At 67.0% G+C, this 17380-nt stretch carries 10 protein-coding genes; all 10 read right to left on the bottom strand.

Translation table 11 applies throughout. The features are described from left to right. The gene (locus VML93_RS23285) at positions 1-678 is read right to left on the bottom strand and encodes a hypothetical protein (RefSeq protein WP_325614646.1); all 678 of its coding nucleotides are present in this window, start codon (positions 676-678) and stop codon (positions 1-3) included. Then, positions 663-1079 (bottom strand): thioesterase family protein, encoded by a 417-nt coding sequence (locus VML93_RS23280; RefSeq protein WP_325614645.1) that lies wholly within the window; start codon positions 1077-1079, stop codon positions 663-665. Before VML93_RS23280 ends, VML93_RS23285 begins: the two co-directional genes overlap by 16 nt. Next, positions 1076-5932, bottom strand: coding sequence for an NAD-glutamate dehydrogenase (locus VML93_RS23275; protein WP_325614644.1), 4857 nt, complete (start codon positions 5930-5932; stop codon positions 1076-1078). Before VML93_RS23275 ends, VML93_RS23280 begins: the two co-directional genes overlap by 4 nt. A 102-nt stretch (positions 5933-6034) precedes the next feature. Continuing rightward, complete coding sequence (gene ettA / locus VML93_RS23270; protein WP_325614643.1) at positions 6035-7711, bottom strand: energy-dependent translational throttle protein EttA; 1677 nt, start codon at positions 7709-7711, stop codon at positions 6035-6037. Positions 7712-7778: 67 nt separating this feature from the next. After that, positions 7779-8261, bottom strand: a complete 483-nt coding sequence (locus VML93_RS23265; protein ID WP_325614642.1) for a single-stranded DNA-binding protein — start codon at positions 8259-8261, stop codon at positions 7779-7781. Between the two features lie 163 nt (positions 8262-8424). Next, entirely contained in the window at positions 8425-10566 is a 2142-nt protein-coding gene (locus VML93_RS23260; RefSeq protein WP_414686421.1) for a cytochrome c oxidase assembly protein, read from the bottom strand. A 28-nt stretch (positions 10567-10594) separates the two neighbouring features. Further along, entirely contained in the window at positions 10595-12979 is a 2385-nt protein-coding gene (locus tag VML93_RS23255; protein ID WP_325614641.1) for a glycerol-3-phosphate 1-O-acyltransferase, read from the bottom strand. Next, positions 12976-14727, bottom strand: a complete 1752-nt coding sequence (locus VML93_RS23250; RefSeq protein ID WP_325614640.1) for an HAD-IB family hydrolase/lysophospholipid acyltransferase family protein — start codon at positions 14725-14727, stop codon at positions 12976-12978. Before VML93_RS23250 ends, VML93_RS23255 begins: the two co-directional genes overlap by 4 nt. After that, entirely contained in the window at positions 14724-16196 is a 1473-nt protein-coding gene (locus VML93_RS23245; RefSeq protein ID WP_325614639.1) for a wax ester/triacylglycerol synthase family O-acyltransferase, read from the bottom strand. Before VML93_RS23245 ends, VML93_RS23250 begins: the two co-directional genes overlap by 4 nt. Before the next feature lie 211 nt (positions 16197-16407). Beyond that, positions 16408-17380 (bottom strand): alpha/beta hydrolase (locus VML93_RS23240; protein WP_325614638.1); only part of this gene is annotated, 973 nt, incomplete at its 5' end.

Genomic DNA, 17380 nt, shown 5'->3' with positions numbered 1-17380 from the left:
TCAGCGCAGCATCAGCGCCTGCTGGCCGCGACGCCGGTACACCGAGCCGAACCGGGCGTCGACCCGCAACCAGGTCGGCAGGATCCGGACCCGGATGATTTCTTCAGCCTCGATCGATTCCGGTGGCTGCGGCAGGAAACCCATTGCGGTCAAGGCGAACACACACCGCATAGGTAGCCCGACGCTGGCGTCGGCCGAACTGACCCGAATGACCTCCTGGTCCAGCAGCGACACCGGCGGACCGTGGGAACTGCTGTGCTCCTTGGCAAGTCGGGCACCACTCTGGGCCAGGTCCAGCATCACCCGGGCCGGTATGTCGTCGAGGTGGGTGAAGCCGGATTCGGGCGGCAACGCACCGCGCCACGCCGAGTCCATCGCAAAGCCCGGGTCGACGTAACCGGAGTCGTCCATCGCCGAAAGGCCCCGCGCCAGCCCGTCCGCGCTCACCGACAGGTCGCCGGGCCGCACCTTGCCGGCCACCACCCGGCTGGCCAGCACATCGAAACCCGTTGTCACCCAGGCGGTCAGCAATCCGGCGGACCGCGCGCGGATTCGGATGACCGCGGCGTCGTCGAGCCGCAGCGCGTGATCCACGAAGGTGGCCAGATCCGCGCGGTGGGCCGCGTCACGCAGCCAGAGCCCGCGCTCCGATCCGTTCCCCGTTACTCCCTGAGCCACCGTTGCAGGTACTCCCGATGATGTGGCGACAAGCGCACCAGACGCTGTTCCTCGATGTGCACCGCGGCCAGTTGCGACTCGGCGACGACGGCCGGCTTCGATTCCGGTTCGGCGTTGACCGACCGCACTTCGTAACCCAAAGTGAAGTCCACCGCCCGCAGCCGCTTCGTCCACATCTTGACCTGCAGCGGCGAATCGACCAGCCGGAGCTGGTCCTTGTAGGTGACCCGGACGTCGGCGATCAGCAGGCCGACGGTGGTGATGTCGGCCCCGAACGGCTCCTTGAGGAATGGCACCCGCGCCTCTTCGAGGATCGTGACCATGGTCGCGTGGTTGACGTGCTGGTACATGTCGATGTCCGACCAGCGCACCGGCACCGGCGCCACGAAACCGATGCTCATCCAGAGGATCCTCGTCCGCTGGTTCGCGTCATGCGGCGGATCTGTCGCGCCGCCACCGACAGCGTCGCGAGATCCTTCTCGCCGCTCTCGTAGATCTCGTTGAGCGTGCGGCGCGCCCGTTCCACCCGGGAAGCACTGGTGTGTTCCCATTCGGCGATCTTCTCTTCGCCGTTTTCGTCCGGCTCCCCGACGGCCAGCACGTCGAAGCACAACGACCGCAGCGAGGCATAGATGTCGTCACGAATCGCCAAGCGCGCCAACGCATGCCAACGGTCGTTGCGGGGCAGTTGAGACACGGCGGTGAGCAGGCCGTCGGTGCCCAGCCGGTCCATCAGGGCGAAATAGGTGTCCGCGACTTCGGCGGGCTCGATCTCGGTGATGTCGGCGATGTCGATGATGTCGAGGAAGCTGTAGCGGTACAGGCCGGCCGCGACCCGGTAGGCCAGGTCGTCGGGTGCGCCCTGCTCGGTGAATTCGGCGGCTTCCTTTTCGACGATGGCTTTGTCGTCACCGCGCAACCACTGCGACATCTGCGGTGTCAACGCCCTGACCTTCGCGGCGAACCGGTTGATCTCGGCGCCGACGGCCAGCGGCTGCGGGCGGTAGTTGAGTAGCCAGCGCCCGGCCCGGTCGATCAGCCGACGGGTGTCCAACGTCAGCCGGTCCGAGAGCGCGACAGGAAGGTTGGCCGCCTGGATGCGGCGCCAGATGTGATTCACCCCGAAGATCGCGTCGGTGGCAACCCAGGTGCGCACCGCGTCGATCGACGACACACCGACGTCCTCGGTGATCCGGAAGGCGTAGCTGATGCCGCCGTTGTCCACCAGATCGTTGATCAGCATGGTGGTGACGATCTCTCGGCGCAGTTGGTGCGAGCGGATCTCCGGGGTGAACCGCTCCCGCAGCGGCCGCGGGAAGTATTGCGGGAGCCGGGACGCGATGACGTCCTGTTCGGGCAGCTCGGTGGCCAGCACGTCCTCTTTGAGCGCCAGCTTGACGTGCGCCATCAACCCTGCCAGCTCGGGCGAGGTCAGCCCCATGCCGGCGTCGAGTCGCCGATTAATCTCCTTGTCCGACGGCAGCGCCTCCAGTTCGCGGTTGAGGCCGCGTTCAGCTGCCAGGTACCGGATCTGGTCGGCATGCACCGGCAGCAGGCTGGCCGCGTTGGCGCGGCTGGTGCCCATCAGGTCGTTCTGGTCGATGTTGTCGGCGAGCACCAGCCGCCCGACCTCGTCAGTCATCGACTCCAGCAGCGCGGTGCGCTCCTCGCTCTTGACTTTGCCGGCGATGACCAGCGAGTCGATCAGGATCTTGATGTTGACCTCGTGGTCGGAGCAGTCGACGCCCGCCGAGTTGTCCATCGCGTCGGTGTTGATCCGGCCGCCGGCCAGGTCGAACTCGACCCGGCCCCGGGACGTGACGCCCAGATTGCCGCCCTCGCCGATGACCTTGGCGCGCACCTGGTTTCCGTTGACCCGCACCGGGTCGTTGGCGCGGTCACCCACGTCGGCGTCGGATTCGCTCTCCGCCTTGATGTAGGTGCCGATGCCGCCGTTGAACAGCAGATCCACCGGCGCCTGCAGAATCGCGCGCATCAGGATGGGCGGCGCCATCTCGGTGACCCCGTCTTCCGGGCTTTCGATGCCCAGCGCCTCGCGGACCTGCTCGCTGACCGGGATGGCCTTCTGCTCGCGGCTGTACACGCCGCCGCCCTCGCTGATCAGCGACTTGTCGTAGTCGTCCCAGCTGGACCGCGGCAGGTCGAACATGCGCTTGCGTTCGTCCCACGAGGACGCCGCGTCGGGGTCCGGATCCAGGAAGATGTGCCGGTGGTCGAACGCCGCGATCAGCCTGATGTGCTTGGAGAGCAGCATGCCGTTGCCGAACACGTCGCCGCTCATGTCACCGACGCCCACGACCGTGAAGTCCTCGGTCTGAGTGTCGACCCCGATCTCCCGGAAGTGCCGCTTGACCGCCTCCCACGCACCCTTGGCGGTGATGCCCATGGCCTTGTGGTCGTAGCCCACCGATCCGCCGGACGCGAACGCATCACCGAGCCAGAACCCGTAGGACTTGGCGACGTCGTTGGCGATGTCGGAGAACGTGGCGGTGCCTTTGTCTGCAGCCACCACCAGATAGGCGTCGTCGCCGTCGCGCCGCAGCACCTCGGGCGGCGGGTTGACCTTTCCGGTCGCCTTGTCGACGTTGTCGGTGACGTCGAGCAGCCCGGAGATGAACAGCTGGTAGCACGCGACGCCTTCGGTGCGCAGCGCGTCGCGGTCGACGGCGGGGTCGCCGGTGGGCAGTGGCGCCCGCTTGAGCACGAAGCCACCCTTGGCCCCCACCGGAACGATGACGGCGTTCTTGACCGCTTGGGCCTTGACCAGGCCGAGGATCTCGGTGCGGAAATCGTCGCGCCGGTCGGACCAGCGCAGACCGCCGCGCGCCACCGGGCCGAAGCGCAGATGCACGCCTTCGACGCGCAGCGAATAGACGAAGATCTCGAACTTGGGGCGCGGCAGCGGCAGCTCGTCGACCAGCTGGGCGTTGAGCTTGAGGGCCAAGACGTCGCGGCTGCGGGCCGAACCTTCGCGTGTCACAAAGTAATTGGTCCGCAACGTGGCCTGAACCAACGACGCGAACGCGCGCAGGATGCGGTCGGTGTCCAGGCTCACCAGAGCATCGATGTCCGCGGCGACCGCGGCGGCGGCGGCTTGCGCGTCGCTGCTCGACGGCGCATTCGACGTCCGCGGGTCGAACAGCGCCTCGAACAACAGGACCAGCGATCGCGCGGTCGACGCGTGCTCGTTGAGAACGGCTTCGATGTGCGACTGGCTGTACGGGAAGCCCGCCTGCCGTAGGTATTTGGCGTAGGCGCGCAACAGCACCACCTGTTGCCAGGTCAGATCCGCCCGCATCACCAGTTCGTTGAACCGGTCGATCTCGACTCGGCCCTGCCAGATCGCTGTCACCGCGTCGGCGAATCGCTCCGCGTTCGCCTCCCGGGCGGCTTCCGTCGTCGCTATCGGGATGGTCGGATGCGGCGAGATCCGGAACTGGTAGATCCACACGGGCAGCCCGTCCGGGCGGGCGACCGTGAACGGGCGCTCCTCGAGCACCACAACGCCCATGCTCTGCAGCATCGGCAGCAGCTCGCTCAACGAGGCGCTGCGCCCACCCAGGAACCAGGTCAGCCGGGCGACCCCGTGCTCGTCGCGGTCGGAGAACACCAGCTTGACCGAATTGTCGGTCAGTTCCTTGATGATCGCGATGTCGTCGATCGCGGCGGCGGGGGTGACGATCTGTTTGTAGGCCTCGGAGAAGGCGGTCGAGTAATGCTCGGCGTCAGCGTGCCCGACGGCGCCGACCGCCGCCGCGCCGATCAGCCGGTCAGCCCAGGTTCGCGCGGCTTCGCTGAGCAACGCCTGGATCCGCAGCCGGTTGGCTTCGGACACGTCGACCGGAGCCGCAGCCATGCCTCCCTCGGGCAGCCGGACCATGAAGTGCATCAGCGCCCAAGGCGATTCGCTGACGCGCGCGGTGAATTCCAGTCGGGTTCCGCCGAACTCCCGGACCAGGATGTCTTCGATCTGCAGCCGCACCGCCGTGGTGTAGCGGTCGCGCGGCACATAGACCAGGCAGGAGACGAAGAACTGGAGGCGGTCGGCGCGCAGGAACAACAGCGCGCGCCGCTGCGATCCCAGATCCACCACGGCCTTGGCCATCGAGAAGAGCCGTTCGGTGCTCAGCGTGAAAAGCTCTGAACGAGGAACGGTCTGGATTACGTCGAGCAGCAGCTGTCCAGGGTGGATGGGGTCGCTTTCGGCCATCGCCAGGGCCTTGCGAACCCGGCCCGAGATCAACGGTATTTCCAGAACGTCGGCGTTCATCGCGGCGACGGTGAACAGGCCGACGAAACGGTGCTCCAAGACGCTGCCCGCACCGTCATTCAGGTTTTCGCGAATCGCGATGGCATACGGATAAGCGCCGTAACGCAGGTAGCTGCCGACAGCGGCTTGGGCCAGCACCAGCAACTTGGTGTCGTCGGTCAGTCGGGGGCGGGCGCCGGAGCGGGCGCGCAGGACGCCGAGGCCGCTGGTCCCGTCGCCGATGACCAGACCGTCCTGCACCCGGCACGGTTGATAACCCAGCAGCAGGAAGTTTCCGTCGGCCAACCAGCGCAGCAGTTCGGCGATCTCCTCGCGGTCGGGCGCTGAATAGTGGCCGAGGGCGTTGGTCTCGAGGTTGGCGGCCAAATCGTCGAGGGTGGCGATCATCCTTGACGCGTCGGCGGCGACACGCTGAACGTCGGCCAGGACCTTGGGCAGCAGCTGTTCGACTTCGGCGAGGGTCTTGCTGTCGACCGAAGGCGACAGCTGGACATCGATCCAGGCCTCGCCGACGTATGGCGAGGCATCCGCCGGCTTCGGTTCGATGCGCAGCAACTCGCCTGTCGGGCTGCGGTGCACCTCGAACACCGGGGTCATGATCGACGTGTAGTCGACCCCGAGCCGGTGCAGCAGCACGGTGATGGAGTCCATCAACATGCCGCCGTGGTCCGTCACGACCTGCAGTGCGGGCCCGAATCCCGCCGGGTCTTCGGCGGAGTGCACGCAGACACAACTTTCGCCGGCCTTGCGACACTCGCCGAGTCGATAGTGGGCGCTCACCATTGCCGGCGTAACCAGCGAGGCGGCTTCGGGGGTCGGGGCCGGCGAGTCGTGCCCGGCGTCGTCCTGCGGTCCTCGATAACTTTCGATGTAGGCCTTCGACACCCAGTCAGGAATGTCGCTGCTGCGCGTGAACGAGGTCCACGCCCCGACGTCTTGCTTGGCTCCGCGATCGATCGTCACGCCGATTGCTCCCAACTCGCGACGGATACCCCTTTGTTCACTTGCCCCACTCCTCCGCGGCCGCTCCGCCCGCATCGTCGCGAGGCGGCAGCAGAGCTGACATTAGTCCCGTGTGAGCTTGCGGTGGGTCACTCTGTGCGGGCGCGCTGCTTCGACGCCCATACGTTCCACCTTGTTCTCCTCGTAGGCACCGAAATTGCCCTCGAACCAGAACCATTTGGCTTCGTTGTCGTCGTCACCCTCCCAGGCCAGGATGTGGGTGCAGGTGCGGTCCAGGAACCAGCGGTCGTGCGATATCACCACCGCGCAGCCGGGGAAGTTCACCAGGGCGTTCTCCAGCGAGCTCAGGGTCTCGACGTCCAGGTCGTTGGTCGGCTCGTCCAGCAGGATCAGGTTGCCGCCCTGCTTGAGCGTCAGTGCCAGGTTCAGCCTGTTGCGTTCGCCGCCGGACAGCACGCCGGCCGGCTTCTGCTGGTCGGGACCCTTGAACCCGAATGCCGACACGTAGGCGCGGGACGGCACCTCGGTCTGCCCGACCTCGATGTAGTCCAGCCCGTCGGAGACGACTTCCCATACGGTCTTCTTCGGATCGATGCCGGCGCGGGCCTGGTCCACATAGCTCAGCTTGACCGTCTCGCCGACCTTGACGGTGCCGCTGTCCGGCTCCTCGAGCCCGACGATGGTTTTGAACAGCGTGGTCTTGCCCACCCCGTTGGGGCCGATGACGCCGACGATGCCGTTGCGGGGCAGGGTGAAGGACAGGTCCTTGATCAGGGTGCGTCCGTCGAAGCCCTTGTCAAGGTGTTCGACCTCGACCACCACGGACCCCAGGCGCGGTCCGACCGGGATCTGAATCTCCTCGAAGTCGAGCTTGCGAGTCTTCTCCGCCTCGGCGGCCATTTCCTCGTAGCGCTGCAGCCGGGCCTTGCTTTTGGCTTGACGCGCCTTGGCGCCGGACCGGACCCAGGCCAGCTCCTCTTGCAGCCGCTTCTGCAGCTTGGCGTCCTTGCGGCCCTGCACCGCGATCCGCTCGGCCTTCTTCTCGAGGTAGGTCGAGTAGTTGCCTTCGTACGGGTAGGCGCGGCCGCGGTCGAGTTCCAGGATCCATTCGGCGACGTTGTCCAGGAAGTACCGGTCGTGGGTGACCGCCAGAATCGCGCCGGCATAGGCGGCCAGATGCTGTTCGAGCCACTGCACGCTCTCGGCGTCCAGGTGGTTGGTCGGCTCGTCGAGTAGCAGCAGGTCGGGTTTGGACAACAGCAGCTTGCACAGCGCGACGCGGCGCCGCTCACCGCCGGAGAGGTTCGTCACCGGCTCATCCGGCGGCGGGCAGCGCAGCGCGTCCATGGCCTGCTCCAGCTGCGAGTCCAGATCCCACGCATCGGCGTGGTCCAGGTCCTCTTGCAGCCGGCCCATCTCTTCCATCAATTCGTCGGAATAGTCGGTGGCCATCAACTCGGCGACCTCGTTGAAGCGGTCCAGCTTGACCTTGATGTCACCCAGGCCTTCTTCCACGTTGCCGCGCACCGTCTTCGCCTCGTTCAGCGGCGGCTCCTGTTGCAGGATGCCGACAGAGGCGCCGCCGGCCAGGAACGCGTCGCCGTTGTTCGGCTTGTCCAGACCGGCCATGATCCGCAAGACGCTCGACTTGCCGGCGCCGTTCGGGCCGACGACACCGATCTTCGCCCCGGGAAAGAAGCTCAACGTGACGTCGTCGAGAATCACCTTGTCGCCGTGCGCCTTGCGGACCTTCTTCATCGTGAAGATGAACTCAGCCATGCCGCGGTATTGCCTTTCTGGTCTATCGGAACTATCCGGCGACCATCCTATGCACCGCCGAGCCGGGCTAGGCCGACAGTGGCAACGCGGCCTCCGCAGCGGCCGATACGAGGTCGCAGGCGGGCTCGCCGTCGGCGCCGGCGGCTGCCGATGCTGGCGCGACGACGGGCGTCTCCTCCGACGTCGGGCCGGTGTAGCCCGGCTTCAGTATCTGCACGAAAGCGCGCGACACGTCCGGCCCGACCGACGTCGCGCGCATCTCGAGTGACGAGCGGCGGTTGCCGTCGCGGTCCTCGTATTCGCTGGTGTAGACGTGGCCGACGACGATCACCGGGGCGCCCTTGCCCAGCGCGGCGCCGACCCCGGAGACCAGCTTGCCCCAGCAGTTGACGGTGATGAACAGCGAGTTGCCCGGCTCCCATCCGCCGTCGGCGGTCCGGCGGCGCGAGTTGCTGGCCACCCGGAACTTGATGACCTCCTGGTCGCCGACTTTGCGGCGCTGCAGGTCGTTGACGATGTGGCCGACGACGGTAAGCGGCGTTTCAAACATTGGTTCAGATCCTTTCGTACGTGTCGCAGGTAGCGCTCGTGTGTGGTGTCCATTCAGCGCGGCGGCACCGACAGATCACCGGCGCACCCAACCGAGGGTGGGCAGAGTCTGTGGACAAAGTCGCGACTGTGGATAAGAGTGCAGGGGCTCCGGCGGACCGGGTTCAGGCCGGCAGACCGCCGGTATCGCGATCGCGCTCGGGAGTCTCGCCGTGGTCGGCCGCCCGGCCGTCGACCGTGCAGACGTCCTTCGTCTCCAGTGTCTGGCGCGAACGCCCCGGCGCGTCGCGACGCGCCAATTCGGCCAGCATCGCGTTGTAGGCGCCCAGCTCTGCGTCGTCGTCGCGTTCAGCCGCCCGATCCAGCCGTCGGGCCGTCCGTTCGTCGCTGCGCGCCCACTGCACCAGTAGCGCGATCATCACCAGCACCAGCGGCAGTTCCCCCGCCGCCCAAGCGATTCCACCGCCCAGGTGTTGATCGCCGAGCAGATCGGTGTGCCAGCTCAGACCCAGGGACTTGTAGTACGCGCTGCCGAGCACCCGGCGGGTGCTCATCAGTTCCACACCGAAGAAGGCGTGCAAGGGCAGCGACGCGAACACCACGGCCACCTTGGCCAGCGGCGGGATCGGCCGGGGCGTCGGGTCCACCCCGATCACGATCCAATAGAACAGGTAGCCGCTGAGCAGGAAGTGCATGTTCATCGCCAGATGGCCGGCGTGACTGCCCACTGCGTCGTCGAAGATGCTGCCGAAGTACAGCCCGTAGAACCCGGCGACGAACAGCGCGGTCGCGACCACCGGGTTGGTGAGCACCCGGGAGAAGCGGCTGTGCAGCGCGGCCAATATCCATTCGCGCATGCCGGGCGGATCGTCCCGCCCGGCGGCGGGCAGCGCCCGCAAGGCCAGACTGACCGGGCCGCCGAGCACCAGCAGGATCGGGACCAGCATGGACAGGCCCATGTGGGCCGCCATGTGCATGCTGAACATGGCCGGCATGTAGCGGCCCACACCCGATGACGTGACGAACAGCAGTGTCGCGCAGCCCAGCAGCCACGCCAGGGTACGGCCCGGCGGCCAGCGGTCGCCGCGGCGGCGCAGCCGTACCACCGCGGCCACGTACAAGGCCGCCAAAACGAGTGCCGCAGTGCCGAAGATGAGGTCGAAACGCCAGTCGAACAGAACGCGCGCCAAGGTGGGCGGGCCGGAGAAGTCGTAACCGATCTCGGCTTCGGGAATGGACGGTATCCGGATCGGCGGTGGTGGCGGCGGCGTGCGCCCCAACCCGACGGCGATACCGAAAGTCAGGCCGAAAATCGCCGCCTCGATCAGCGCCAGCCGGATCAGCACTGCTTTGGCTTTGCCTGAACCCGAATCGGCTTGCAGCGCAGCGACTCCGCTGCGCCGCTGGCGCCAGCCGACGACGCCCAACGTGCACAGCGCGACGAACTTGGCGACCACCAGCCGTCCGTAGCCGGTGGTCAGCAGGTCCGAAGGCAGCACCCGCACCAGGGCGTTCACCACACCGCTGAGCGCCATGGCGACCCAGCACCACAACGCGATCGTGGAGAAGCGCCGGGCCGCCAGGTCGATGTGCTCAGCTTCGTTTTTCGAGCGCAATGCAGCTGCGAGCAGGGCCAACAACCCACCGGCCCACAGACTGGCGGCGACGAGGTGGATCAGCAGGCTGTTGGTGGCCAGGTCATGGGAGCCGCCGGCCGACGAGTGACCGGTCAGCCCGAGCGGAACCAATGTGACGATGGACCCGGCCAGCAGCAGCGGCACCCACGACCAGCGCAGCACCGCCAGGCTTGCCAGCGTGACCGCCGCGGCCAGCACCGCGGTCCACCGCCATGCCGACGCGGTGTTGACCAGTCCGGCCAGCGACCACAGCGTCACCGGGTTGAGGTGTTCGGCCACCGGGTGACCGGACACGTCGGAAATGGTCAGCGGGACCAGCAGCGCGGCGCACACCGCCCAGATTCCCGACGCCACCGTCCCCAGCCGAAGCGCGCGATATCCGCCGACGTCGAGCACCCCGCTGCGCTGGGGCGGCACCAAGAAGGCCGCGTACAGAAACGACCCGACGGCCAGCACCGCGGCGATCTCACCGGCGGCCCGGACGAACGGCAGGCCCAGCGTCGTGGCCGGGCCCGGGTCGGGCAAGCCGGTCGCGGTCAGCGCGCTCGCCAGCGACAACGCCCCGATTCCGGCCGCTGTGGCACCCGCCAGCACGGCTAAACCGGTCAAGCCGGTGAGCACTGACCACACCAGTGCGCCGGGCTTGCCGTCGGGGCGGGTAACCGTCACGTACCCAGGGTATGGGCGCGCGCCTGAGCTACTGAGCTTGGCTCTGTGGCTCGTCGTGGGAACGCCCCTGACGGGCCTTGAACTCGCGCGCGAGGAACTGATTGCGGGCGATTTTCTCGACGTAGTCGAAATCCCGCAGGATGTCGCGCAATTCCCGGCGGAAGGCGATCCGGCGTTCGGCGAGGTCGGACGCGGGTGCGAGCAGATCCTGATCGGCGACGACCTGGCGCGCCGTGGCGAACAGCAGCGTCGACACCGGTTCGCTGCTGCGCACCCGGCCCTGCGCCACGTATTGACGACCGACCCCGAGGGCCAGTTCGGTGAGTTCCTTCTGGCTGACGTCGGCCGGGCTGTCGCGCAGCACGTCGGCGACGAGCTCATACGCTTCGAAGAACACCCGCAGCATCGCGTCGGACATCAACGGACGCTTCGCATACAGGATCGCGTCGATCTGTTCGCCGCCGGCGGCGACGTGGGCCTCCCAATTGTCGTGCCTCGCCATCTCTGCGGCGATGTTGGCCTTGAACGCCGTCGAATCGGCGAAATAGAAATCGAACTTCAACAGATCGCGCAACCGCATCGTCTGCGCCCAGAAGGCCGCCATGCGGTCGACGGCAGGGTCGTCGAGGTGACGGACATGTGCCAGCGCGAGTTCGACGATGGAGGTCTCCAGGAAGGCGTGGATCACCGAATTCCGGTAGAACGCCGCGGCGTGTTCGTGTTCGGGCGTGATGTACCACACCGGTTCCCGGCCGCTGTCGACGCGGGTGACCGGGTGCCCGTTGGACAATGCGTCCAACGCCGCGCGCACACCTTCGCGCGAGCGCAGCCGCAATGCACTGGTGGACATCGGGGTTCGCTTGCGTTCCAGGTAGTCGAGCGAGTCCTGCAGAGTGTGGTGCAGCTGATCGAGGGTCAGCGCCGTGCCGCCAGTGGTGAGCAGCAACGCCGACACCAGACCCGTCGACGTGATCGGCGTGGCCTGCAGAATCCGCCAGGCGACCTCGAACGACATCTTCTGCATGGCAAGCCGTTTGGCGGCCTGATCGCGGGCCAGCGGCCCCTGCGGTGGCCCCAGGTACTGCCGCATCGAGACCGCTTCGGGGAAGCGGACGTAGATCTTGCCGTAGTTGCGCTCGCCCTGCGCCTTGATGAAGTTGTAGAGCCAGCTGAAGCCCTCGGGCGTCTTCTCGGCTCCGCGGGCGTAGGCGGCGTATTCGGCGACCTCGTGCAACTGGTCGAAGCAGATCGAAACCCCTTGCAGCAGGATGTCTTCGCTGCGACCGTCCAGGTAGGCGTCGGCGACATAGCTCATCAGGCCGAGCTTGGGCGGCAACATCTTTCCGGTGCGCGACCGGGTGCCCTCGATGGACCAGCTCAGGTTGAACCGCTTCTCGACGATGTAGCCGACGTATTCCTTGAGCACGTACTTGTACAGCGGGTTGTCGCCGATGTTGCGCCGGATGAAGATCGTCCCGGAGCGCCGCATCAGGGGTCCCATCACGCCGAATGACAGGTTGATGCCGCCGAACATGTGCACGGGTGGTAATCGGTTGTCCTGCATGGCCACCGGGATCACCGCGCCGTCGATGTAGGACCGGTGCGAAAACAGCAGCACCGCCGGATGGGCCTCCAGCGCGGAGCGCATGGCCGCGACCTGATACTCGTCGTAGTCGAACTCGGGGTCGAATCCGCGGCTGAGCAGCTTGCCCAGGACGGATATCACGTCGACCGACGCCTGGCTCCATCCAGTCGCGAGTTCGTCGAGCATTTTCCCGGCTTCTTCGACGGTGGCTCCGGGGATCTGTTTGAGGCCAGCACGAAATCGCGCGGACGCCAACATCTCTGGCTTCACCAGCCGCGGCGACTTGTATTGCGGTCCCAGGATCCGGTATTCGGCACGCGCCAAGGCCAGGATGGCCCGACGGGTGACGAACTGCGCGAAGTCACGCGTGTTCTCCCCGACCGTGGTGTCACGCCACTGCTGGCGCAGTTCGGACACCTTGGCCGCCTCGCCGGCCACCACCTGGGCGCGCCGGGGGTCGGTGCGCAGGATGCGCCGTTGCTGACGTTGGTTGGGGTGGTAAGGGTCTCGGCCCGGCAGCAGTCCGGCCACCTTGTCCAACTTGCTGCGATCCGCGGCAGGCAACCAGACCACGCGCACCGGCACGATCGAGCGATCTCCCGCGTCGGGGCCGGATTCGAGTTGCTCGACCAGCGCCGTCAGCGCCGCCGGTGCCGCGTTGCGGGGCGGCAGCTTCAATACGTCGAACTTGGTCTCCGGATTGCGCGCCCGTTGCCGGCCAAGCCAATCCATGACCAGTTGCAGCTCGACCGGAGTCGACATGGAGGCCAACACCAGCGTGTCTTCAGCGGTGAGGACTGCACCGGCATCTGCGACCGGTGCGGTCACGGCCGTCCTCTGGGCGGGGTTGTCGCCGGTTCGGCGCCGACGGCCTGGTCCGTGCTGGGCTGCTCCGCGTTGACCGGCGCAATCGGCGGGGTCTCCTTAAAAGCCGTCTCCTTAGCCGCCGTCTTCTTAACCGCTGTCTTCTTCGGCGCGGCCTTCTTGGGCGCAGCCTTCTTCGCCGCGGCCTTCTTCGGCGCGGCCTTCTTGGCGGCCGCCTTCTTCGCGGGCGCCTTCTTGGCCTTGGCGTACAGATCGAACTTGGGCAACTCGTCGACGGGCCAGTCGGCGAGGGTGTCCAGGTACAGCTGGCGCACCTCGGCGATGTGCGCCGGCAACGTGTCAAGGGTCCAGTCGTCGACCGGGATCGGCGGGAACACCGCGACATCGACCGTGCCCGGGTTCAACGTGGTGGAGTTGCGCGAGGCGATGATCTCCGCGTTGCGAATCACGATGGGCACGATGGGAATTCCTGCCGCCATCGCGATGCGGAACGGCCCCTTCTTGAACGGTCCGACTTCGGTGGTGTCCAACCGGGTGCCTTCCGGTGCGATCACGATGGACAGGCCGTTTCGGGCGCGGTCTTCCACCGTGTGCAGCGTCTCCACCGCGGAGTTCACGTTGTCGCGGTCGATGAAAACCCCGTCGAGCAGCTTGCCCAGCGGGCCCATGATCGGGTCGCGTTCCAATTCCTTCTTGCCCACGCCGACCCAGTTGTCCTTGACCAGCGCACCAGCGATGATCGGGTCAACCTGGTTGCGGTGGTTGAAGATAAAGACGGCGGGACGCTGTGCGGTCAGGTTCTCCTGGCCGATGACGTTCAGGTGCACGCCACAGGTCGTCAGCAGCAGCTGGGAGAAATTGGAGGTGAAGAAATTGACGCCGCGCCGCCGGTTGCGGGTCAGCAGACCGAGCCCCACCGCGCCGGCCGCGACCGGGACCATGGAACTGAACCCGGCAAGGGTGCGTATCTGTCGACGAAGTCCGACGCCGCCGCGGCTGTCGAATTTCAGGATCGGCCAGCCACGGCGTTTGGCGACGGCGGCCATCTTGCCTTCGGGGTTGGTCGGCCGCGGATTGCCGACCAGATACATCAGCGCGACGTCCTCGTCGCCGTCGGCGTAGAAGTAGCTGTCCTTGAGGTCGATGTTGTGCTCGGCCGCAAACCGTTGTACCGCAGCAGCTTTGCCCGGTCCCCACAGGATCGGTTTCATGATGCCGCCGGTGAGTATCCCGTCTTCGTTGGTCTCGAACGTGTTGGTGAGCAGGTTGTTGATACCCAGAAAACGTGCGACCGGGTTCACTTGAATGGTCAGCGCCGACGAGCTGAGCACCACGGTATGACCACGTGCCACGTGCGCCCGCACCAGCTCACGCATTTCCGGGTAGATGCGGGACTCGATCCGCTGGGCGAACAGCCGCTCGCCGATCTCCTCCAGGTCGTCGATCAGTCGCCCGGCCAGCGCCATGGACGCCTTGCCGATGAGGTCTTCGAACTCGATGCGTCCGAGCGTGTGGTTCAGGCCGGCCTGGACCATGCCGAGTAGCTCCCCCACGCCCATGTCGCGGCGCCGCAGCCGCTCCTGGGTGAGGATGACGGCCGTGAAGCCCGCGACCAGCGTCCCGTCCAGGTCGAAAAACGCGCCGACCTTCGGGCCGGGCGGACTGGCCATGATTTCGGCGACCGACCCGGGCAAGCGCAGATCCTTCGAGGGCTTCTGGCGTTCCTCGTCCTGCTCTTTCGAAGTGCTCATGAGCTCGACACCGATCGCGACGCCGAATCGGCCTCGGCGGTGAACGATGCCGGCACCGCGCGCGGTGCGTCTTCACCGGCCAGTGCCAGGATCTCGTTGAAACCGTCCAGCAGACATTTCGCGAACATGGCTTCGTTGCGCACCGAGGCGCGGTCGTAGCGGACGGTGATGGTGCACCACCCGCCCCGCGAAATCAGCACCACCATCATCGCCACCCCGGGCAGCGGCCCGATACCGTACTGCCGCAATATCTTTGCCCCGGCGAGGAAGGTATCGCCCGGGTAGACCGGGACGTTGCTGGCTTGCACATCCGAGCCGACCACCGAGCCGGTGATCCCTTCGAGCACTGCCGTCGGCAGCACACTGAGCACCGGCGCCATGGATCCGATGATGTTCATCGCGGGTTCGTCGCGGCGCTGGGTCATCTGGGCGCGGATCTTCTTCATCCGGGCCACCGGGTCGACGGTGCCCACCGGCGCCGCCAGGTTGACGCCGGTGAATTGATTGCCGCCGGCCGCATCACCTTCGGACCGCAGGTTCACCGGCACCGCCATCGGCAGCGTGCTGATCGGCACCCCGAGGGCCACGTGGTAGCGCCCCAACGCGCCGCACAGGCCGGCGAGGTACGCGTCGTTGATCGATCCTCCCGCGGCCTTCGCGGCCTTGTGCAAATCCGAGAGTCGGATGTCGATCGCCTCGGTGCGACTGGTCAGGCTGCGCCGGCGCAGCAGCGGCGACGGCTCGGCGGCCCGGTTCATCACCCGCGCACCCGAGAGGGCGTAGCCCACGATCCCCGACACGGTGGACACCGGGTCCAGAATCGCCCGCCCGGCCGTCGATACCGCCCCGGTCACGGCGCCCAGGACGCCGCCGACGACGGCCATGGGCAGGTGGTTGATGCCTTGCCGCATCAGGTCGTTGGGCGTCAGGTCCTGCGGGATCGGTTGCGGCGGCATCGGCCGTGGCGGTGGATCGCGCTCCAGGTCATAGATCTCGGCGAACATCTCGACGCTGCCCACGCCGTCGGTGACCGCATGGCTGAGGTGCAGCAGCGTCGCGGCCTTGCCGTCGGCCAGACCCTCGACCAGGGTGGCCGTCCACAGCGGCCGCGATATGTCCAGCGGTGCCTGCAGCATCACCTCGGCGAGATCGAACACCTCGCGCAGCGTGCCGGTGCCGGACACGCGCACCCGGCGCACATGGAAGTCCAGGTTGAAGTCGGGATCCACCACCCAGCGCGGCGACGCGGTCGGCAGCGTCGGCACCACGACCTTCTGCCGCAGCCGCAACACCCTTCGGGATGCGCTGTCGAACACAGCCCGGAACCGGTCCCAGTCCGGTGTGGTGTCGAGGAGCTCGAAGGCCATGATGCCCGAGCGGGTCCGCGGGTTTGCCTCACCCCGGTGCAGCAGATAATCAACCGGTCCCAGCTGATCCGACAACCCAACGCTATCGGTGGTTTCAGCCATGATCACGACCCCACCGTCGTCGTGGGTGTGAACCCCGATCGGTAACTCGACGCGCCAACCATGTCACCGCCGCCCAAGCCTCCTACTTCAGCCCCGCTCCGCCCGATTGCCATCACAACGCTAGTCCGGTTGGCGCGGTGGTGAAAGCGGTCGCGAGTGAGGACGCACTCACCGTGAACGAGTGCCGGAGGTCGAGCTTGCGAAACCCGGTTCAGCTGGCCGAGGTGGCTGCCAGCGGCAGCGAATCCACCATCGAGCTGCCACGCCGCCCGTAGACGACACCCAGGAAGTCCGAGACGGCATCGGCGGCCAGCCTGGACCGGACCGTCGGCGTGATGTCGAAAGCGTGGTGTGCGTTGGCGAGTTCGGCGTAGGACACCGTGGCGGCGCCCGCCCCCCGCAGCGCGGCGCAGAAGGCTCGAGCCTGGCCGCTTGGGACCAGTTCGTCCTTCTCGCCGTGCAGCACGAAGAACGGCGGCGCGTCGGGGTGCACGTAAGAGATCGGCGACGCCGCCTTGAACCGCTCCGGCTCTTCGGCGTAGCGGGCCTTCATCACGAACTGCTCGAGGAACGGCAGCATGATCTCGTGCATGTTCCCGAAGTCGGTGAAGTCGTAGACGCCGTAGTACGGCGCGACCGCCTGCACCGACGTGTCGGCGCTTTCGAAGCCGGGCTGGAACGTCGGGTCGTTGGCGCTGAGCGCGGCCAGGGACGCCAGGTGCCCACCCGCTGAGCCGCCGGTGACCGCAATGAAGTCTGGGTCGCCGCCGTAGTCCCCGATGTTCTCGCGGACCCAGGCGATCGCCCGCTTCACGTCGACGATGTGGGCAGGGAATTTGGCGCGCGGGCTCTTGCTGTAGTTGATCGAGACACAGATCCAGCCGAGTTCCACCATTCGGCTCATCAGCGTGTACGCCTGCGGTCGCTTGCCGTTGACCGACCACGCACCGCCGGGGACCTGGATCAGCACCGGGGCGTGGTCGCCGGGCGCCAGGTCGGAGCGCCGCCAGATGTCGAGCAGATTCTCGCGGCCGCCCGGGCCGTAGGAGATGTCGGAGGTGTGCGCCGCGTAGCGACGGTGCGGCCCGGACGGCAACAGCCCGCCGCGGCGTTCCCGCGCGGAGGGATCGCCGACCGGATGGCACACCAGTTCGCGGAATTCCGGCCCGAAGGATTCTTCGAGC

The organism is Mycobacterium sp. (assembly GCF_035499775.1).
Taxonomy (GTDB): domain Bacteria; phylum Actinomycetota; class Actinomycetes; order Mycobacteriales; family Mycobacteriaceae; genus Mycobacterium.
Note: the sequence above shows the minus strand (reverse complement) of the source record. Positions and strands in the feature narration are given on the sequence as shown.